At 55.2% G+C, this 21,622-nt stretch carries 10 protein-coding genes and 3 pseudogenes; 3 read left to right on the top strand and 10 right to left on the bottom strand.

The window, feature by feature from the left end:
* Nucleotides 1-14 precede the first annotated feature (14 nt).
* Both CE153_RS08290 and CE153_RS08285 read right to left on the bottom strand, forming a co-directional pair.
* Nucleotides 15-2,375, bottom strand: a complete 2,361-nt coding sequence (locus CE153_RS08290; RefSeq protein ID WP_099595848.1) for an alpha-L-arabinofuranosidase C-terminal domain-containing protein — start codon at nt 2,373-2,375, stop codon at nt 15-17.
* A gap of 93 nt (nt 2,376-2,468) precedes the next feature.
* Nucleotides 2,469-3,848 carry a glycoside hydrolase family 27 protein gene (locus tag CE153_RS08285; protein WP_099595855.1) on the bottom strand — a complete coding sequence of 460 codons (1,380 nt, stop codon included), beginning with the start codon at nt 3,846-3,848 and terminating at the stop codon, nt 2,469-2,471.
* Between the two features lie 285 nt (nt 3,849-4,133).
* Here CE153_RS08285 and CE153_RS08280 point away from each other — a divergent pair, with 285 nt between their 5' ends.
* Complete coding sequence (locus tag CE153_RS08280) at nt 4,134-5,366, top strand: LacI family DNA-binding transcriptional regulator (RefSeq protein WP_099571524.1); 1,233 nt, start codon at nt 4,134-4,136, stop codon at nt 5,364-5,366.
* 86 nt (nt 5,367-5,452) lie between these two features.
* Here the strand turns inward: CE153_RS08280 and CE153_RS08275 are convergent, their stop codons facing one another.
* The 6 genes and pseudogenes from CE153_RS08275 to CE153_RS08250 form a co-directional block, all read right to left on the bottom strand.
* Nucleotides 5,453-7,897, bottom strand: coding sequence for a glycoside hydrolase family 36 protein (locus CE153_RS08275; protein WP_442861973.1), 2,445 nt, complete (start codon nt 7,895-7,897; stop codon nt 5,453-5,455).
* Nucleotides 7,898-8,172: 275 nt separating this feature from the next.
* Nucleotides 8,173-9,975 (bottom strand): ABC transporter ATP-binding protein, encoded by a 1,803-nt coding sequence (locus tag CE153_RS08270; protein WP_099595846.1) that lies wholly within the window; start codon nt 9,973-9,975, stop codon nt 8,173-8,175.
* 30 nt (nt 9,976-10,005) lie between these two features.
* Nucleotides 10,006-10,785: pseudogene (locus CE153_RS08265) on the bottom strand (ABC transporter ATP-binding protein); the annotation flags it as partial.
* A gap of 158 nt (nt 10,786-10,943) precedes the next feature.
* Nucleotides 10,944-11,178: pseudogene (locus CE153_RS09185) on the bottom strand (ABC transporter ATP-binding protein); the annotation flags it as partial.
* 201 nt (nt 11,179-11,379) lie between these two features.
* A complete protein-coding gene (tet(W), locus tag CE153_RS08260; protein WP_039199418.1) occupies nt 11,380-13,299 on the bottom strand; it encodes a tetracycline resistance ribosomal protection protein Tet(W) in 1,920 nt (639 codons plus the stop codon).
* A 655-nt stretch (nt 13,300-13,954) separates the two neighbouring features.
* A pseudogene (locus tag CE153_RS08250) lies at nt 13,955-14,725 on the bottom strand (ABC transporter ATP-binding protein); the annotation flags it as partial.
* A 399-nt stretch (nt 14,726-15,124) separates the two neighbouring features.
* Between CE153_RS08250 and CE153_RS08245 the strand changes: the two are divergent.
* The gene (locus tag CE153_RS08245) at nt 15,125-16,216 is read left to right on the top strand and encodes an alpha/beta hydrolase (protein WP_180753463.1); all 1,092 of its coding nucleotides are present in this window, start codon (nt 15,125-15,127) and stop codon (nt 16,214-16,216) included.
* A 742-nt stretch (nt 16,217-16,958) separates the two neighbouring features.
* Complete coding sequence (locus CE153_RS08240) at nt 16,959-17,780, top strand: alpha/beta hydrolase (protein ID WP_099595845.1); 822 nt, start codon at nt 16,959-16,961, stop codon at nt 17,778-17,780.
* A gap of 202 nt (nt 17,781-17,982) precedes the next feature.
* Here the strand turns inward: CE153_RS08240 and CE153_RS08235 are convergent, their stop codons facing one another.
* Entirely contained in the window at nt 17,983-19,113 is a 1,131-nt protein-coding gene (locus CE153_RS08235) for a glycoside hydrolase family 172 protein (RefSeq protein WP_099595853.1), read from the bottom strand.
* Nucleotides 19,114-19,299: 186 nt separating this feature from the next.
* Nucleotides 19,300-21,549 carry a glycosyltransferase family 2 protein gene (locus CE153_RS08230; RefSeq protein WP_099595844.1) on the bottom strand — a complete coding sequence of 750 codons (2,250 nt, stop codon included), beginning with the start codon at nt 21,547-21,549 and terminating at the stop codon, nt 19,300-19,302.
* Nucleotides 21,550-21,622 lie beyond the last annotated feature (73 nt).

Genomic DNA, 21,622 nt, shown 5'->3' with positions numbered 1-21,622 from the left:
AACGCTTTCCGCGATTAGTCATGGAGGGTGAGGGTGGTGAAGGACCAGGCGGGGGCGGTGTAGATGCCGCTGGTCAGGTCAAGCGAGGTTCCGACTGGAACGGTTGGTGAGGACTTGCCGATTTCACCAGCGTACGGGTCGGCTCCGGCAAGCACAGTGGCAGTTGCCGAAGCGCGGGATTCCGCGGAAACACCAAGCTCGTCAAGCACCTGAGTCACATCCACTTCAGCTTCGGCATCGAGCGCGTTGACGATACGCACGTAAGTGACTCCCTCGGCATCGTTACGAGCCACAGTGACGGTACGACGAGGCTCTTCCGGCTCTTCAACACCTTGCGCAACAAGCTCTCCATCGATATACAGCTTCATGCTTTCGCCACGATCGGTCACTTCGATGCGCACCTGCCACACGGTTCCGGGGAACACTTCGTCCATGGACCATTCGGTGCCGTCGAGATTGTAGGCGGTGCCGTCGCGCACCACCTTGATTTCGAAGGCACGGCCGAACGACGTGATGTTGTGGTTCTTGCCGTTGATGTCGCCGTGCACCAGCTGCAGACCCCAACGACCCTGATAATAGGTGATGGTGGCGTTGATGGTGTAGGCGTCGGCGTCGATGTTCAGATTCGTGGCTTTCGGACCGTTGCCCGCGTAATGGCAGTCTTCAAGCTCAATATGGCGACCATCAGCAGTGTCGACGCTGAAGTCGGTGATGTCGGCGTGAGCAGCGCCTTCCAAACGCAAGCCGACCGTCGACGGCAGTTCGCGACGCAGCGTGGTCTTGCCTTCCACTGCAACCGGCCATGCGGTATCGGACGTGGTGGTGGCATACATCTGCTGCACCCAGTAGCTGTACGGCAGGTAGGTACGTTCGTTGTCGAAGTAGATCAGATCAGGATTCCAGCTGTGATGCCCGTTCTTGGCAAACAGCGGCGCATACGAAGACATAACCACTGCATCGCCGTTCAATTCCATGCGACCCATGAACGCCGCTTCAGAAAGACCGTTGATCAGCTGTGTGTTCCACGAACCATACTCGCCCAAGTACACCTTCGGGCCTTCACGATCCGTGGTGTCGTAGTGGTCGAGATTGTGGAACCACCAGCTGGAAGACTGGTAGGAATGCTCGTCAACAATGGGAATACCGGCTTCACGTGCATACTGCCAACCAGCCTCATAGTCGGGGCCACTCGGAGCCGGACCGACCGTGCCAACCACAACAATATCCGGGTAGGCGGCCTTGACCTCGTCGAAGATCTGCTGGAAGCGGTTCTTGAACACGTCATCGATAAGATCTTCGTTGCCAATGCCCAAATATTCAAGGTTGAACGGTTCCGGATGACCCATGGCGGCACGCTTGGCACCCCATTCGGTGGTTGCGGCGTCGCCATTGCAGAATTCGACCAAATGCAGCACTTCATCGATGTATGCCGGCATGTCTTTCTGCGCGATCGGCACCGGACCTTGGCTGGTGTTCTGGCAGCTCACGGCAGCGGGCAGCACCGGTAGCGGCTTCGCGCCAATGGTTTCGCACAGGCACAAATACTCGTAGTAGCCGATACGGAACGACTGGTGATATCCCCACAGGTTGAAATTGTGCGGCCGATGCTCAACATCACCGATGGTGCGATCCCAGTGGTACATGTTATCCATGCCAAGACCGTGGGTGATGCAGCCGCCCGGGAAGCGCATGAAGCGCGGCTGCAGGTCGGCGAGCGCCTTGACCAAATCGGGACGGAAATGCTTGAGCCCGTTGTAGGTGGTGCGTGGTTCGAGGGTAACGAAATCAAGATCAATGGTACCTTCCGTGGTGAAGGTGAGTCGCAAAGCGCCTTCATGTACAACGATGGCATTGCTTTCACCGGAAACCGTCAGCGAAACCTCTTGCTTACGCCAATCGTTGGAATCGACGGTGATATCTTGTTCTGCAATCGCATTTCCATCGTCGTCAATCAGAGCGACGGTGACGGGAAGTGCGGAAGCTTCGCAATTGTTGGAAATACGCATCCATGCGGAGAAATCGTAGGTTTCGCCGGCACGGAAGACCATGCCGTCCCAGCCGATATTTTCAAGCGAAGCCGGCGCCTGTTCGACTTCAACGGACGCATAGTGCGGGTTTTCTTCGGCTACCGGATTGTCGGTGAGCACGTCGAAGGCTGCGAAGGAGCCGGCGGGCACGATTTTGCGCCAGAAGCTGTAGTTGCTCCAGTCGGAGGAGTCGGCGCGATTGTATTCGAATGCGCCGTTCTGTACGAGGTCGGCGTTGAGTCCGCCGTCGCCGGAGTAGCTGATGTCTTCGTAGAAGATGCCCCACAGGTCGGTGCTGATGTTGCGCACACCTGCCTTGTTGAGGGTTGCGATGATGGTGTCGGTCATGGCATTCCTTGTTGTGTTTGGTTGGTGGTTTGTTATTGAGTTTTGTTGGAAATTTGATGATTGATGGCGATTTATAGCGACTGCTGGTTGCCGTCAGCGCGGGTCGAGTGCGAACCAGAGCACGCCATGCGCTGGTATGGTTCCGCGGATGACTCGATCTTCGCCCTCACCTTCGATACGTGCGCCGGTTACATCAGTTTCGCCAGTTGCGTTGGTTTCGTCGTCAAACAGATTGGTAATCGTCCACGGATCGTTGCGTTGGCTTAATCCGACGATGGATTGCAGTTCGATGGTTGCCGGCAGTTCGTAGTCGCGATCGCCGGTCCAGAAGATGGCTGCATAATGTCCGCCCGAATGCGCGGAAGGAGTGCCATCCGCCCAGTCGGCCGCATCGGCGGCCCACACCACGAGATCCCCAAGGTAGGAGTTTTCGTCATCCCAACGTTCGAAGATGCGTTCGTACACGGTTTCGTGATTGTTGGTGGATCCTGCGGTGACTTCGCGCAATGCCGGATTGGCGAGCAGTTCAATGGTTTCGCTGGTACTGGTCGGCAGGTCGCCGCCTACCATAAGTGGGCTGCGTCCCATGCACCAGAGGGCAAGCAACGTGCGGCTTTCATCTTCGGTGAGGCGGCTTTGGCGATCGTCGCCACGTTCGGCCCGCAATCCAATATGCCCCAACGGCAGCATGTCGGCGTCAGCCCAATGACCGGTGGTCTGGAACGGCGCCCACCTCGCAAGACGCGGGAATTGCTGGTAGATGTCTTCCCAACGATCCCATAAATCGTCGCTGATACGCCACATTTGCGCGCTGTCTCGCAGAAATTCGGTGTAGCCGGTGCTCACCCAACCGCCCGGCGAGAGCGACAGGCTGATGCTGCGACCGTATTTCGCTTCAGCTTTGGCGATGGCGTTATGGTAGGCGGCGATTTCCGCGCTGTGGAATGGCGTTTGCATGTCGTCGACTTTGAGGAAGTCAAGCCCCCATGAGGCGAACAGGTCGAGCTGTTCGTCATACCAAGCTTGAGCTCCGGAGTGGTTATGGTTCAGCCCATAATTGTCTGGATTCCACTTGCACACGTGGTTAAGGTCCGCCACCTCTTGCGCCGTGTATGGAGTGCCTTTGACCGGCAGATTGTTGTCGACCGCCAAGCGCGGAATGCCTCGCATCATATGTACGCCAAATTTGAGTCCCATGGCGTGGATCTGTTCGGCAAGCGGTGCGAAACCGTGCCCGTCTGCAGCGCTGGGGAATCGTTCAGGGTCGGGCAGTTGACGTCCGTATTCGTCGAGGATCAGCGGCGCATTGGCATTGTAACCGTGTGCGCGGGCGGTCGGGTCGTACCAGTCGATGTCGACGACGATCGTATCCCAGCCGGCGTCTTTCAGGTGTTCCGCCATGAATCGTGCGTTGGCAAGCACTTCGCTTTCAGTGACGGTGGTGCCGTAGGAATCCCAGCTGTTCCAGCCCATTGGCGGTCGCCATACTTTTGGCAAATCCTCGGTAATCGCCATTGCCTTCTCCTTGTACAACGTTAGAAAAGCGTGTCGTTTACAGTATCTGACGTCATCCTTGACTTACTTGTTCGACTTCATCATCCTGGAAAACTTCAGATATGTACCGTTACATATTTTATAACATATTTCAGAAATCACAATCATGATAAGATATTGGTGATTCTTTGAAATTTCAACGATTACTAGAAAATCATCATATATAATATCGTTACAGAAAAACTTGGCTGTAAGGAGCGGCGCATGACAAGCGGCAAACCGACGTTGCGAGACGTGGCAAATCAGGCCGGAGTCTCCCCCATGACCGCATCGAACGCACTGCACGGCAAAGCCGGCGTCAAGGAATCGACCCGAGCCAAAGTATTGGCAGCAGCGAAAAAACTCGACTATCGCATCAATCTGACAGCCAGCATGCTCAAATCAGGTCGCAGCAACATTATTCACATCATCGTCAACGAATTCGATTCGCCGTTCTATTCGAAACTGACGCAAGCTTTGAGCCACGAGATCACATCACGCGGACTCACGCCATTCATTGAGCAAACCCAATATTCACCGGACGCGGCCGAACACGCTCTGACCAGCAATCCGTTCTCCGGGCAGCTCTTCGACGGTGAGATTCTGCATGCCACCGGATTGGGCACGAATCTACCGCTCGCCAAACTCAACGGCGGGCGCCCTCTCGTACTGCTCGACGCATGCGAGGAAACGCCAACCGTGGATGCCGTGAATTTTCCCAACGAGGAGGGCGAACGCGCTGCGATGCAGTATCTGATCGCCCAGGGATGCCGGAATATTGCGATTGTCGGGCATACGTTCGTGCCGCGCGCCGAGTTAGCGCATGCGCAGAATGCGTTCGCACTGCGACTTCGGGGGGCGTGCGCGGCGTTGCTGGACGCAGGATTGCCATATGACGAAACCATGGTGTTCGAAGGCGGTTGCTCCGACGACGGCATTACCGCCGGGCACGCGATCGCCGAACGGATTATGGCGGCACGAAGGGCGGACTGCGGAGCCGGCGCGGGTGCCGGAGACCGCGAAACAGGCACGGCCGGAACCGCCGATTTCAACAATGTAAGCGGCGAGATTACGGGCAAATCGATCGAAACGACCGACAAGATTCCCGCAATCGCGTTCGACGGAGTGTGCTGCGCCAATGATTTCGCCGCATTCGGCGTGATTCGCGGCCTCGCCGACTATGGCATCCATGTGCCACAAGACGTGAAGGTGATCGGATTCGACGGCGTGACTTCTGGAACCTACACCACCCCTTCGCTGAGCACCATCCAAGTGGATCTCGACCAGCTTGCCAAATTCGCGGTCGATATGATCGTCGAACGGATCGAACGCGGCGAAGTGAATGGTAATTCCAGCAATGCCGGAAATTCCAATGATGCAGGCACGGTGCTGCCGCCGAGCCGCGCAACCATCGGATATCAGTTGGTCGAACGTGAATCCACGACCGCGATCATATAGCTATCGTGCGTTCCGCGCCCGATTGCAGCGGAACGCACGATAGCTGGAAAATACGCCATTTTAGCGATTGGTTGGCTCAGCCCCGATCAACCGCGGCGGCGAATCGCGAAGATTCGGGCGGAGGGACGCTTGGACGTGGTTGCGTTCAGACGGACCGTTTCCGGATCCATGCGTTCGATGGTCCACGGCTCGGCATCCGGCGCATGATCCGGTTCGGCGGGATTCGGGAAAACCTGTTCGATGGTTTTGCCGGCTTCCAGCGGTATGTTCACCGAGGGGGTGCCTCCGCGACGCCATACGATGATGTAATCGGGTTCGTCTTCCTGCTGAGGCTGCTGGCTGTTCTGTTCGGCAGTCTGCTCGTTCCATGCGTTTTCGCCACGCACATACACGTCGCGCATATCCGTTTCGACATGGCGCAAACCGACGGTAAGCCAATCGCCGTCGAAATCGGGAAGTCCGGACGGCCAGAACGGCACCATATGCTGCTGATCGGCAAGTACACAACGATGTAAGGCGATGGCGTCACGAACGAGCGAAAGACGCGGCTCGGTCATGTGATCGATGAAACCAGACAGATACAGTCTGCCGAGCACGCCCGTGGCAAGCGTGAAGACGGCCGTCTCATCGTCCATCTCCTGCTGGGCGTAGCTCCAATTCCCCTGCTGTTCCGGCAGAATCGTCATACCTGCGCCGGCCGCGATGGCCGCGTAAATCAGCGGATCGCACTGGTCGGAAGTGGATTGCAGATCCAAGCGGGACAACTGCGCATAATCGGCACGCATGGCGCCGGAACCGCAATTTTCGATCATCACGTCCGGGTGACGGCGACGCAAATCGTCTAGCCAATCCAAATATGCGCGGCAATGTTCAAACAAGCCGTCGCCAACGGATTCGGCATTCAAATCAGTGCCGACGCCGGGAGTGGTGTTGTAGTCGAACTTGAAGAACACCGCGCCGAAATCGTCGATTAGACGGTCAACGGTACGTGTAACATGCTTGCGTGCTTCGGGGGAACGGAAATCAAGCAAATAACGACCCGAATCACACACACGCACGCCATGGCGTTGAAAGAACGCGGAATCCGGCAGCGTGCTTGCCAGCGGCGATTTCACGCCGATCACTTCAGGTTCGAGCCACAGACCCAAGCCCATGCCGTGCGCACGGATGTTTTCGGCAAGACCACGCAAACCAGTGTCGCCGAAACGGTTGGTGGAGGCCTGCCATTCGCCGACCATGTCCCACCAGCCGCCGTCGGTGCTGTCGTACCAGCCGGCGTCGATGCAGAAAATATCCGCGCCAACGCTTGCCGCGCCTTCGATCAGCGGCAGCTCCTTCTCAATACGAGGATCGCCAAACAGCGTATTCATGTAATCGTTGTAGATCACAAGACCCTGCGTACGTTCGAACTGCTTGATGCGGCCCAGTTCGCGGGCTTTGGCAATGCGTAATGCGCGACGCTGCAACGTCATTTCGGCGACGGCCTGCTGCCAATCGCCTGCGGCAATGGCAAACGACACGGGAACCGACTCGAAATCGTTGCCTTCACCGAGATTGGTGAACCAGCCGTGATCCTGATATTCCGGGCCGAATGCACTGATGTGCAGACCGGGATCATCCTCACCGACCTCCCACTCCCACGGACCATTGTACTCGATCTGCCACATTACGGAGAAGTCGCGGGCACGGCGCATGGAACCCTCGACCTGTACGATACCGGCCGGTTCATGCACGCCCGTACTCCATGTGGAAGTGGAGCTCATGGCGAATCTCGAGCTGGACTGGCCTGGATTGATTTTCTGGTTGCGGTTACGCACCTGGGTGTCTCGCAGCGGGCGGACGCGCCAATCGTTTTCCACGGCCCAGGCGGCGTCACCCCAGAAAATATTCGAACGATGGATTTTGCCGCAGTTGACGCGCATGGGAACGGTCAGGTTCAGCGACGACACCGCTTCAATCGGCAGTTGTTTGGCGGACTGCAGACGCGTGTACGTGCGCACCGCGGAAAGATTAGAAAACGCTTCGAACACGGAGGTGACCACCAGGCCCTCATGCGGGTCGGCACAAACCGTTACGGGTGTGGGATTCACAGCAGAGGCAGCCGCATCGCGCTCACTGGCGGTCGGCTCGAATTCGCGGCCTTTCGGCTCAAGATCGGCATACGACGCGAACTGCGTGATCTCCAAACGGAACGGATCGTCGGAACCCTGCCCAGGCTCGGACGCGAGCGCGGAAACGAAGCGTAGCTTGCTGCCGGCGACCGTGGCAATCAATGCGAGACGGTTGTCTTGCGAACCGGTGTTCGCGGCGAGCACTTCCACGATCGGGCGGGGATCCTTTTCCACTACAGGCTTTCCATCGTCGGACAGGCGACCGTCAATGGGGATCATGCCTCGTCCTACAACGTTGCATAGGCGGACGGGAGAATCCCCTGCAATGTCGAACAGCATGGACACCACACCGTTACCCCATTCGAGACGTCCATCCTGACGAGGAAGTAGGGGGTTCAACATGCTGGCTGCCATTGCCATCTCCTTCGCGCTTCGGATACCGCCTGCTTATTAACGTGTATCGTTTGACGTACCTCCACTAGCTTAGGCGGAAAACAGGGCATAGCGTGCATGCGTGTCTACAGGCATTCAGGAAACGTTCAGCAACAGGATTTCGGCAAATGCATTTCGGCAAAGCAAAGGTGCAATCATCGCACGAATCGCATGCGCATTCCGCGAATCGTACGAATATCGCACGGGGCAATCAAGCCAATCGAGTCAAACCAGCCCGGACGGATTAGCCCAGTCAGCCTTAATCAGCCCAAGCCCTGATCAGGCCTAATCATGGCGTATTGGGAGTCGTAGAGGCGATAATAGGCACCACGCTTGGCAAGCAGCTCGGCGTGGTTGCCTTGTTCTACGATCTGCCCATGGTCGATGTAGCAGATCATGTCTGCGTTCTCGATGGTGGACAGTCGGTGCGCGATGATGAAGCTCGTGCGTCCCTTCAGCAGGTGGTTCAATCCGGCCTGAAGCGCCTCTTCGGTACGCGTATCGATGTTCGACGTGGCTTCGTCGAGAATCAGAATACGCGGATCGGCCAGAAGCACGCGGGCAAACGCGATCAACTGGCGCTGACCTGCGGAAAGCGTGGAACCACGCTCCTCCACCACCGTGTCATATCCGTTCGGCAAATCCATGATGAACTCGTGCGCATGCACCGCCTTCGCGGCCGCTTCGATCTCAGCATCGGTCGCATCCAACTTGCCGTAACGAATGTTCTCGCGCACATTGCCGGAGAAAATGAACGTATCCTGCAGCATGACGCCCATCTGCCGACGCAACGATTCCAATGTGGCCGAACGCACGTCATGCCCATCAATCGTCACCGACCCTTCTGCAACGTCGTAAAAACGCGACAGCAGGTTGATAATCGTGGTTTTGCCGGCACCGGTCGGGCCAACCAACGCAACGGTGCTGCCTGGTTCAACATGCAGATCGACCAGATTGAGAATATTGCGACCGTCAGGCTCGTAACGGAAGATGACATCGTTGAAATCGACGCGACCTTCGATTTGCGGCAGTTCAGTCGCGTCAGGCGCGTTACGAATCTCCGGCTGCACGTCAAGCGTTTCGAAAATACGCTCAAGATATGCGGAACAGGTGATCAGCTGATTGTAGAAATTGCCGATGCTGATCACCGGATTCCAGAAATTATTCGCATAGCCAACGAACGCGATCAGCACGCCGGTGGAAACGTTCACCGCGCCGAAGCCCGTGACGCCCACATAGTAGATGAACGCGATCGTCATGACGGAAATGGTCTGAATGCCCGGCCACATGAGGAACTGGATGTGCACGGCCTTCATCCACGAAGTGCGCACGTCGTTCTGCTGCTCCTGGAAGGTTTTGAACTGCGCCGCCTCCTGAGCGAAGGTCTGCGTGGTTTTCACGCCGGCGATCGACTCGTGAATGAACGCGTTGAGATTGCTCTGCTTGTTCGACAACACCTGATACGCGCGGCGCTGGAAATGCTGCAATACCAGCACCCACGCGATCAGGAACGGGAAGAGCACCAGGCTGAACAGCGCAAGCCGCCAATCGACCACAAACATGACCACCAAGGTGATCAGGAACGTGAACACGTCGGAAATCACATTGATCAAACCGGAACTCAACGTGTCGGAAAGAGTGTTCACATAATTGACCACGCGAATCAGGATTTTGCCGTGCGGACGCGAATCGAAATAGCTGAACGGCAGCGTCTGAATATGCGTGAAAATATCGCGGCGCATGTCTTTCAACATGAGCTGACCGACGCGAGTAATTTCGACGGTACGATAACGCAATCCAAACTCATAAATCACAATAAGTACGGCCATCAACCCCGTTAATTCACCAAGTAAGGTGAGATTTTTCGACGGAATCGCGCTGTCAATCATGATTTTCGTCAAATATGGCACGACTACCGCAATGCAGCTCATCATGACGACGACGGCAAGAATGCGTATGATTCGTGACATATACGGCTTTACATAGACGCCGATGCGCAGAATATCATGCAGGTTGATCTGTTCTTCCAGCTCTTCATCTTCGCGGTATGTGTTACGTTTTGCCATGGGTTTTCCCCCTTTCCTGCTTTCCCGCGCCTACGCTTCGAAACCTTGCGAACGACCCGCCTGCAAGCCGAGCTGCTTGTAGTAGATCTCCCAATATCGGCCGTGCGCGGCCACCAGTTCGTCATGCGTGCCGCGCTCCACAATGCGGCCATGCTCAAGCACGAGGATCAGATCGGAATCTTTCACCGATGAAATACGATGTGCGATGGTGACGATGGTTTTCTGTTCGTCCAGTTCGCGCAGATGGCGCTGGATTTCCGCTTCCGTTTCCATATCGACGGCGCTGGTCGTATCGTCCATGATGAGGATCGACGGATTGTCCGCAAGCGCACGGGCGAGGCTCAGGCGCTGTTTTTGCCCGCCGGAAAGGCCGACGCCGCGCTCTCCAACCACGGTATCGTAACCTTCCGGCATGCTACGGATGAAGCCGTCCGCGCCAGCGATGGTGGCCATGCGGCGAATGTACTGTTCGTCGTATTCGCGCTGTTCGCCCACACCGAAGCTGATGTTGCCGCCAATGGTGTCGGAGAACAGGAACGTGTCTTGCGCGACGACGCAGACTTGCGAGCGCAGTGCGGCAAGCGGCCAGTCTCGCGCGTCGACGCCGTCGATGAGCACATGGCCTTCGGTGGGGTCGTAGAAGCGGGAGATGAGGTTGACAAGGGTGGATTTGCCCGCGCCGGTTTCGCCGAGAATGCCAAGTTTGGCACCTGCCGGAACATGGAAATCCACGTCTTCAAGCACGGGGGTGTTCGGTTCGTCGGGGAAGGCGAAGCTGACATGCTGGAAGTCGATGCTTCCGGCGATGCGGGTCGTGTTAGTCGTTACCTGTGTTGTCTGCGCCGCTTGTGTCGCCGACGTTGTAAACGTCGCCTGCGATTGCGAGATGTTGCCAGTTGCATCGTTTGCACCGTTGGCATTGTTGGCGTTGTTCGCATTCGTAGTCGCGGTATTCGCTTTTGCGCCGACTCCCGGCTTTTCCGTGATGTGCGACTGAGAGGTGAGCAGTTTGCGGATTTTGATGCAGGATGCGTTGAAACGCTGCCAGTCGTTGATCAGCCATCCGGATTGGCGCACCGGCCCGTCGATCATCCACAGGTAGGAATTGAACGCCACGAGATCGCCAAGCGTCATGCGCCCGGTGATCACCAGGAATCCGCCGAGGCCGAGCGTGATCAGCTGCAGCGAGAATCCCAATCCGTCTGCTTATGTGTGATAAAGAAGCAATAGAAGTGCAAAAAATTTTGCCGTTCCTATCCGACACTTGGCCATTGTGTCGGATAGGTCGGGCGGTTATTCGGGCAAGTCAATCTTGCCGACAAAGCTGTAATAAATCTTCCTTACTATATTCCATTGTTACCCTCCATAACTTCTGATTGTTGCCGTCTTGACGATTATGTATCTTTACATTACCTTCTGAAACATATGGCGCACCTTGTCCAGGCGGCTGTTTGGACGGCGGGGCTGGATGACCGGCTGACCGACAGCGGCCTGATATCCTTTCAGCTCTGTAAGGCATACGCTCTGCCCGTTGGTGTAAAAGGCCAGATCAGTACGGTATGCCTGTATACAGCGGGCGGGAATCTCGCCAGTAAAGACAACTTCATCCTTTTTTACCTGGACCGTTTCGATGGTGGCACAGTATTTCGGTGCATCATGATAAGCCCTGGAAAGATATTCCCGGGGCGCATAGAGGGTGAAGGAGAGATAAGGTTCCAGCAGTTGCGTCCCTGATTCCTTCAATGCCTGTTCCAATACAATCGGGGCCAATGAGCGGAAGTCCGCCGGCGTGCTGACCGGACTGTAATAAAGCCCGTATTCAAAGCAAATCTTACAGTCCGTTACGTTCCAGCCGAACAAGCCCTGCTCCAGCCCGTAACGGATACCATCCCTGACAGCGTTTTGAAAACTCTGGTTCAAGTATCCCAGCGAAACCCGGCTCTCGTATTGTACACCGGAGCCAAGCGGGAGTGGTGTAACAGACAGTCCGATGGATGCCCAAAACGGGTTGGGCGGCACCTCGATATGGATGGTGTGGCTGGCTGCTTTGAGCGGCCGCTCCATATAAATGACGGTGGGTTCCTTTACCACTGTTTCAAGCTTGTATTTTTCCGACAGCAAAGCGGAAACAACCTCCAACTGCACCCGGCCCAAAAAAGAAAGAATGATCTCATGGGTGATGGAATCCACCTCGCAGCGCAAAAGCGGGTCAGTATCCGCAAGTTGCGTAAGAGCGTCCAGCAGCCGTTCTCTTTGCGCTGCCGTTTTCGGCGCAATCGACGTCCGCAGCATGGGGAGGGGGTCCTCACGCCACCTTTTACGAGGGAGCCGGGTTGGGTCCCCTAATACATCGTTTAACCTCACGCTGTCGCTGGGAAGGATAACAATTTCACCCGGATAAGCGGTGTCTGTCCGAACAATTTCCCCTTTGGATGGAATACGCATCTCTGTGATTTTCAGCTTTTCTCTCCCGGCCAGGGCCACCGTATCCCGCAGGCGCAGCGTTCCGCTGTATAGCCGTAGATAGACACGCCGCTGGCCGCAATCTGTATACTCCACCTTGAAAACGCTGCCGCATAGGGCGGCGCTCCCCTGTTCCCCAATCGGTTGGAACAGCCCTGTCACCGCATCCATCAACGGTTGAATGCCAAGGCCCTTTTTGGCGCTGCCATAATAGACCGGGAACAGGGAGGCGTCTTGAACCCGCTGCTGTTCCTCCCGCGCAAGTTTTTCCCGGCTGATTGGTTCTCCTGCGATATACTTTTCCAATAATTCATCGTTATTTTCGATGACCGCATCCCATGCTTCTATGTCGGTATTTTCCTCCAGGACTATTTCCGGGGACAGCGACACCGTCTGCTTGATGATAATATCGGCGGAGAGCTTATCCCGAACAGACTGAACCACGCTCTGCAAATCAACGCCAGCCTGGTCGATCTTGTTGATAAAGATAACGGTGGGAATGTTCATTTTCCGCAGGGCATGGAACAGAATACGGGTCTGGGCCTGCACGCCATCTTTAGCGGAGATCACCAAGATGGCCCCATCTAAAACAGCCAAAGAGCGGTACACCTCCGCCAAAAAATCCATGTGGCCGGGCGTATCCACAATGTTAACTTTACATCTGTGCCACTGGAAGGAAGTGACTGCCGCTTGAATGGTAATCCCACGCTGCCGCTCCAAAAACATGGTGTCCGTCCTCGTTGTCCCTTTTTCGACGCTCCCCGGTTCTGAAATGGCTCCGCTGGCATATAGCAGGCTCTCCGTCAAGGTCGTCTTTCCAGCGTCTACATGGGCAAGAATTCCAATATTGATTATTTTCATGTGATTGTCCCCCCTTTACAGCCCCAAAGGGCATAAAAATCCCCAGCAGTAAAATACTTTTACCACTGGGGATTATAAGTTGCGGACATACACATATACAGCATACACCTGTTTGTGATTGCTGTTTTTGGGGATATGTCAAAATTGATAAGGCAAAAGTATTCTTGAATTGGGTACAAAAAACTAAGCCCCTACAAAAGGAGCTATCATAATCCTTTGTTCCCACTATTTGATTATAGTTTTATTTAAGAATACCTTGCCGCATATTTTTTACTCCTTTTCTGGATTAAATCATTGTATCACATCAGTTTTAGGAAAGCAAGTACCTAAAAGAAATTTTTCTTCCCCTTATATGTAACAATCATACCGGCTTCCTAGCGTTCAGAATGTTTTCTGCTGTCTGCTGTGGTGTTTGGTTGGAATTGTCCAACCAAAAGCCGATCCGTGGTGTTGTCTGCATTTTACTAAATACAAATTCAATGTATACAGAAAGATATAAGGAGTGGGAGGGATTCCGCCGTAGTTGGCATTGTAGGAAAATCCAAAAGTTTAGATTTTCCCACAATGCTTATCTTTTGGTCTTTGGTTCGGAATAGTGTAGTGCTGGCGGTCTATCTCTTGTTTTCGGTTGCTTGCTTCCTTACCGTACATGAGCATCAAGCCACGGCATGTATTTGCGGCTGTTGTAGGCCTGAGCCATGTTGCGTTGCATGTAATCGTCGTTGCGTTCGTCGAATTTTTCGGTTTCGTACGGTTCGCGTACGAACGCTTTGATCACACGGTTGCCTTCGATGTTTTCTTCGACCATCGAATTCATTTCGGCAAGCGAGTTGCGGATGGCGAAGAACAGCGGCCTTGCGTGCGTGGAAAGTCCGCGCGTAAGAATGAAAATGAACGGCGTGACGCATGCGAGCGCGAGCGCGAGACGCCAGTCGATGGTAAACATCATGGCGAGCGCGCCGACGAACATGACCACGCAGTCGAGCACCTGGTAGCTCACCCAGCTCAACGCGTGGCGGATGGCGTCGGTGTCGGAGGTCATGCGGCTCATAATGTCGCCGGTGCGTGTGTGGTTGAAATATGTGAAGTCAAGTTCGTGCAGTTTCTCGTATTCGTCGCTGACGAGACGAAATACGGAGTTCTGTCCGAAACGTTCCATCCACATTTGATAGCCGTAGCGTGAGGCGACGCGCACGATGGTGAACACGATCATCATGATGCACAGTCGTGTCAGTTCGTCGACGTGTCCTTGCACGATCACACGATCCACAATGAGGCCCGACAATAGCGGAATGATGAGAGCCATGGTGTTGTTGACGCAGAATAGCACTATCGCGCCGGCAACTCGCGGCAGGTCGGGTTTGCAGTATGGCAGGATCCATTTGAGGTTGCCTGCTTCTGTATTTCGATTCGGATCGACGTACATACGTAGCGTTCCTTCAGATTGTTTGCTTGGGTATTTAGGTTTTCGTGGGCTGTTGTTGCGTTGATTCGTTGCTCTTACGGCTGTTCGTTGCCGTTACGATTCACGTCCGTCGTTCGTCGAGCGTCCCGTTGCCGTCTCTCTCGGTCGAAACCCCTGTTCGGATTCGCAAACGCGACTCATTCTATGCGAACCGTTTTTCGATGCAACGTAGGTGATTTCGGCGTGTCGCAATCGCAGTAAAATCAACACATGCATCGTTGCATAAATTCGCTGTGAACGCAATGAAATATGGATGATTGCGGTAGCGCTTTCCGTATCGAACCGGTACGATATATCGAAGTGCGGCATTCCGACGACGGCAACGACCGCAATCGTATGAAAAATCACGAAAGGACGGCAATGATGGCGGATGAACAGGCGATCATCGCGCAATATGCGGAAAAATATGGTCTTACCGACGAGATGATCAAGCATGCGGAACGTTGGACGGAAACCACCGTCGATCTTGCAGGACTTTCCGAAGCACGACTTCAAGGCATTCTCGACATGCGTTTCAGTGCAATCGCGGTTGACACCCCGCGTTCCGAACTGTGGCACACACCGGAAAGCATCGACGTAATCGACGATATTCCTTACCTTCCCGACGGCGGCTACGATGCGGAAGCCGGGCAGTGCAGAGGGCATTTGCTCGACCTGTATCTGCCACATGACGCGGTGCTACGTTGCGGGCATACACTGCCGGTGTACATCGATATACATGGCGGCGGTTTCACCTATGGATACAAGGAATTGAACCGCAATTTCAACGTGCATCTGGCCGAAACGGGCTTCGCCGTGTTCTCACTGAATTACCGCCCGGCCCCGCAGACCGATCTGAAGGGTCAGTTGGCGGATGTTCAAGCGGCATTGCGCTGGATCAAGGCACATTTGGCGGATTATCCGGTCGACCCGAACGCCGTGTTCCTCACCGGCGATTCAGCTGGCGGCGCATTGACCATGCTGACGCTGGCGATTGAGAACAACGCCGAAGCTGCGGCCGCATTCGGCATTGACGAGCCTTCCGGCATTGGATTCGCAGGTGCGGCTCCCGTGTGCGGCGCGTACAGTTCCGCATCATTGGAAACCATGGGCAGCAAGTTGACCGTTAGTTACGATCCGAACCGCCGCACCGGCCTCGAACAGATGCTTGGCGTCGAATTCTTCGACGGCATCGAAGCCGCCGACCCGAAGTTCCTCACCGCCGAAGGCCTGGCGTTCAACGTCGACCTGCCGCCATTGTTCATCGTGACCTGTGGCGACGATTTCCTTGAGGCCGATAATCTGGCGCTCGCCGCCGCACTGGCACGCAAGGGAGCCGATTTCGAACTGTTCGACCCGAAGCCACGCCGCCACGAGACACTCGGCCATGTGTTCGTGATCGGCATGCCATGGCTTGAGGAAAGCGTGGAATGCTTCGAACGTCTGCGCAGATTCTCGTACGAGCGCTGCTAACTCACGAACGCTAGCACACAACCGCACAACCACACACAACCACTGCATAATCACAAACATCGCAACGGTCGACCATATGCCAATAAGCGCGGTCGGCCGTTTCTTTTTACACATTCAGAACGGCATCAATCGCAAATCGCATGAATCCTGTTCAGAAAAAGAAAGCCGGCGGAAGAAGGGCCGCCGGCTGAGAGAGAAGAGAGAAGAAGGGTTCAGTTATGGGGTTCTTCAGGAACCTCGCCAGCCGTCATAACCGCTGACATGTTCTATATAAGCGCCCAAGTCTTGGAGGAATGATGCGTGTTCCTGTCAATTCGCTGGGAAAAATGTATCGGACATGTGAGCAGCCATACACAAATGCGGATTCCGTCGCACGCGTCACGCAGTGAACGAAATCAAGCGACGTTTCACCGTCCCGCGCGTGCCGCGCGATGAAACAGACGGCCTGCCGCTGTCTTTCTTGGAATATCGGAATGCATTGTAATCGACTGCGAACAACAATGCGCTGTTCGACCGGTATCTCACGTATGGAGGACTCCCGTACATCACGCAGCTCACCTTGGATATCATCGGACTCGGCGACTGCCAAGACATTCAACACCGCAACATTCTCGACTGGCTGCTCGCGTAAGACGCACTCTCCCGACTGCACAATTTGCGCCCACGGATCACAAGGTACGAAAAATAGCGGGACCAAATAGTTCCTGCATAGCGTGCGCCGTGTTCCACCTATGATGGATATATGAAATATTTTGAACAAGAAATTTCCGGCATCGACGGCAGCGCAGCGAAATTCGTCGGATATTGCCTTGACAACAGTGAAGAAATCGTTTCCGATCGTGTACGTCCGTCCGTTCTCGTGATTCCGGGCGGCGGCTACGAAATGACATCCGATCGCGAAGCGGAGCCGATTGCGATGCAGTTCCTTGCGGCCGGTTTCAACGCTTTTGTGCTGCGATATTCGGTAAAACCTTCCGTTTTTCCAGTTGCGCTGTTGGAAGCTGCCGATGCGATGACAATGATTCGTGAGCATGCCACCGAGTGGCATGTCGATCCGGATGCGATTGCTGTAATCGGTTTTTCCGCAGGTGGTCATCTGGCTGCGAATCTCGCCACGTCCACCAGCGATGACGTGCTTGAGGCACATGGCTATGACCCGGATGCGGTGCGCCCGAACGGTTTGATGCTCGCCTATCCTGTAATTACGTCTGGTCCACTCGCCCATCGCGGCAGTTTCGACTCGCTGCTTGGCGAGCGACGCAACGATCCGGAAGCGCTCGAATCCGTGTCGATCGAACGCCATATTGACACCAAAACACCGCCGGTGTTCGTATGGCACACCGTTCCCGACGAAGTCGTGCCATATGAGAACACACTGATGCTGATCGACGCCTGCAAGAAGGCTGGCGTCAGTGTGGAGGCGCACCTGTTCCCGAACGGCGGTCACGGACTGTCGTTGGGCACTGCGGAAACCGCATGGCAGGGCGTCAACGGCATCGAACCAAGCATGCAGATCTGGACACAACTGGCTGTTGCGTGGATGCGCAGAACGTTCGCACGATAATCGGCACAGCAGGCGTTGCGACATCTAATCCCGTCTGCACAAGTCGCATTTCCCGTCTGCACAACCCACACCCCGCGTCTGCACAACCCACAAAATTGGGTTAAAACCCGAGTTGTGCAGGCACAGAACGCAAGTCGTGCAGACAGCACAACGCCCCCGAACTGACCGGATAGACCGAAAATCGTAAGTTCGGGGGCGAAAATCAGCGGGGCTGACGGAAATGGCGATCGCCAATCGGATCGAACGGAGCATGCGGCTCGAGCTGATACCAGTATGCGACGGAAGCGACGTCGTCCTGACGCTCGAAATTGCCGCCCTCCTCAGTACCGATCTGCTGCCATTCCACACGCAAATCATGTTCGAAATAAATCGGATCGGGAATGTGCCAGCGATACAATCCGCGGGTCACCGGCGTATTCACATCCCAATACGCGCTTTCGCGATGCGAGGCGAGACGCTGTGAGTAGAACGGGAATCCGACGTACGGCGCGCAGAACGTCTGCTCATACATGTGCCCGTGCTCGTCGAAATCAGCGAAACTCCACGCACCACCGAAATAATCCTCGGCACCAGTACTGCACCATGTAGGGTACCGGTCGTCTCCATCGATGTACATTTTGACTTCACCCTCGCCCCACCAGCGGCTTTCCAACGCGGTGAGCGCCAGATACGTGCCGATATACGCGCCGCGACCGTGCACGCCGTCGAGCACCACATAGTCGCGGGCAAGTTCGGTGACACGCTCGCGACGCCACTGCGCATGGAAACGCATGGTGTCGACCGGAAGCGAGTCATATTCGGTGTAGTCGATCTGGTAGAAGAACGCGGGAACGTCTTCATTGTGATCGTTGCGGAGCACGATGCGCGCATGTTCGAACGGCATGGAGAAGTAACAGTTGAAACCGCGATTGGGTACGACCACCACCGGCATCGAATTGACTCGGCAGGCCTGCGCGTGGCCGCAGCAGAAGAAGTCGCCGATCGGGCATTGCACGGACGGGGTTTCCTCGCCATCCCAGTAGAATTCCAAGATCAGGTTACGAAGCACGTTTGGGCCGGTAGGCGACGTGCGATCGGTGACGGTCATCCAAATATGGCGGATCACGCCTGGACCGTCCACATCCATCAGTGTGACGCTCTCCCCTGCTTTCACGGTTTGAATGCACGGACTGCCCTTGCGCGACGGGCCAAGTGCACTGGCTGCGGTCGCGGCCGTGCCTTTGCCGCCTGTGGGATTCTCGGCGTTCACACAACGCGTACGACCCGGCGCTGTAACCGCAAGCGAGTCCAGCGGATTGCGCGCGGCGAACGTGCCCAACGAATCAACCTGCATATCGTGACGTGAGCTGTTTTGCATGGTACTCCAATCGTTATCTCGAGTCATAAGAAACCCCTTTTCCCGCTACTTTACGGCACCCACAACAGTGCCTCACGGAGATTTGGCTCAAACACGTGACAAGATTTTCTGCTACACGGCTTTTTAAACCTGAAGAAAGTGCAGACAGACACGGGGAGCGCGCTAGAGCGGGCGGGACTCGTAGATCATTTGGCGGTCACCGAAGTAGAGGGCGTCACGCCAGGAGGCCTTCTTGCGGACCGCTTCCTGCTGCGGTTCCTTGATCGGTACGAAGAACCAGCGAATCAGGCCAACCACCATGTCTTGCACGGAATGCCAGATGCCGATATACGCGGTCAGCGCCCAGAACGTCACGATCGCATTGAATCCGGCGAACACCGCGTTACCCCAATTATGCGAAAACGTATCGGCATAGAACACCATGCACGAATAAATAATGATCACCCACGGCATCGTCACATACAAGGCCGGAGAAGCGGTACGATTATTGACTTTCGGCGTACGCGCGAACGGAATCTTCGTATTCGTCATGCCCTGCTGAATCGACTTGAGCGTACCGGAAAGATTCACCGTCAACAGCACAATATTGAAACCGTAAATACGGAAAATATCAGAACGCTTATACCCGTTACGCTTCAAATCGCTCGACATGGTGGCAAAATACGGCAACGAAGCGAACACCACCCATGGGCTCAGCAACCGCTGATCGAACGGATACGCCAACAGGAACATCAAGCCGAAGCTCGACCATGCGATGGACGCCATGTAGTTCACGCGCAACGCCCACTCGCCCAGCTTCACATCATTGCCCTGCTGATGCCGCGCATGCACAATGCGGAAGAATTTGCCGATGATCAGCAGACCACCGTTCGCCCAACGCCGCCGCTGCACCACCAGCGAGCCGAAATCTGGCGGGGTCGCGCTATAGCTCAACCGCTCCGGATAATTGACCAAATGCCAGCCGAAATAGCCCAAATCAATACTGGATTCGGTGTCTTCGATTACCGTACGATCCTGAATATACGTTTTCACCGTACGCGTGCCCTCGGTCGAAACCACGCAAATATCGTCAAGCGCGGCCTTGCGGATCACCGCATTCGCACCCACCCAGAACGTGGCATCATAGTACGTCATGCCCTGGTGCAGCATATGCTGAATGTCAGTGGTGGCGGCCGCAATACGTTCGATTCGCGTCGGCGCACCACGATACGAGGAATACGGAGTCTGAATCACGGCCACGCGCTCATTGCCCGGCTGTTCCATCTGGTACACCAAACGCAGGCAGTAGTCGCGCAACAGCATGGAATCAGCGTCCAATGTCAGCACATATTCGGAATTGCGCATCACGAAATCCGGAGATTCGCCCTCACGCACGTCACGCAAAATCACCCCATCGGAAGTTTCCACACGTTTGAGCGAGTGTCCCATCAATCCGATGAAGGAATTCAGATTCATGGCCTTGTTGCCTTCGCGGGAGGTCGATGCGTACAGCTTGCGTTCGAAAGACCATCCTTTTGCGATGAAGATACGCACCAAACGTTCGTACAGTTGCAGAATGCGATTCGCGTCGACATGCTGCTGCAATGTGATCGATTCGTTCAACGCCTGTTCCGTCAAACGCAGGTCGCGTGCAAGACCGCGCAATACCTGATTGCAGAAGAAATCGTCGGTATGATCTTCGACCAGCCATGTGTCGGCCTTATGCTCCAACCATTGCGCGGCCGCACGATAGTCTTCTGCACAGCGTGCGACCACGCTACGCCTTGCGTCCATCTGATCGGCGAGCGCCGCAGCGGTTTCGTCGCGCGCTTTTGTGAAACGTTCCGCAGGTGCCGCCAATTCGGCTAATACTTTCGGCATGAGTTCGCGGCTTGCTTTGAGAATCGCTCGCGCCTCATCATTTTTAGGATGCGGAGGATCGTCGATTAGGAGTACGACTGCAAGGTCGGGAAATTCCTGCAATGCCGCCGACCAGATTGTTTTTTCGACAACTTTCGGCTGTTCCACATACGATGGGATCAGTACGGTGATGCCTTTGTTGTAGTTATGTGCGAAATGGTCGTCGAGCATCGCCCGAGGCACGCGTTCATGTCGGATGAAGCGATATAGCGCGCCCTGCCGTGTGACCAGATAGACGAGCGCACTGAAAATCAGCGTGGTCACAATCGTCATGTACAGCACGCCTTCAACCACGAAACGTAACGTGAGCGAAGGATTGTTGACGAACAATGACAAAATCATCGTGATCATGTAGATAAGCCATGAAATAACCGTGCAGATGATGGCAACGTAACCGAGCACAACGCGCGTCGGCGAAGGCTTGCCATGCATAATCGCAAGCGGTTGTGTGGAAGTTTCCGCTCCCCACTGATATTTGCGATCACCACCTTCAGCATCCCCTATTCTTGCCACCTCAAACCCCTTTGAATTGCCGGCGCCGCCTCATCGACGCAAAAACATACATCACTGCCTAAAATCTTCGTAC

Source organism: Bifidobacterium sp. N4G05, from assembly GCF_002742445.1.
Lineage (GTDB): Bacteria > Actinomycetota > Actinomycetes > Actinomycetales > Bifidobacteriaceae > Bifidobacterium > Bifidobacterium hominis.
This window is presented reverse-complemented; position numbering and strand designations above follow the sequence as displayed.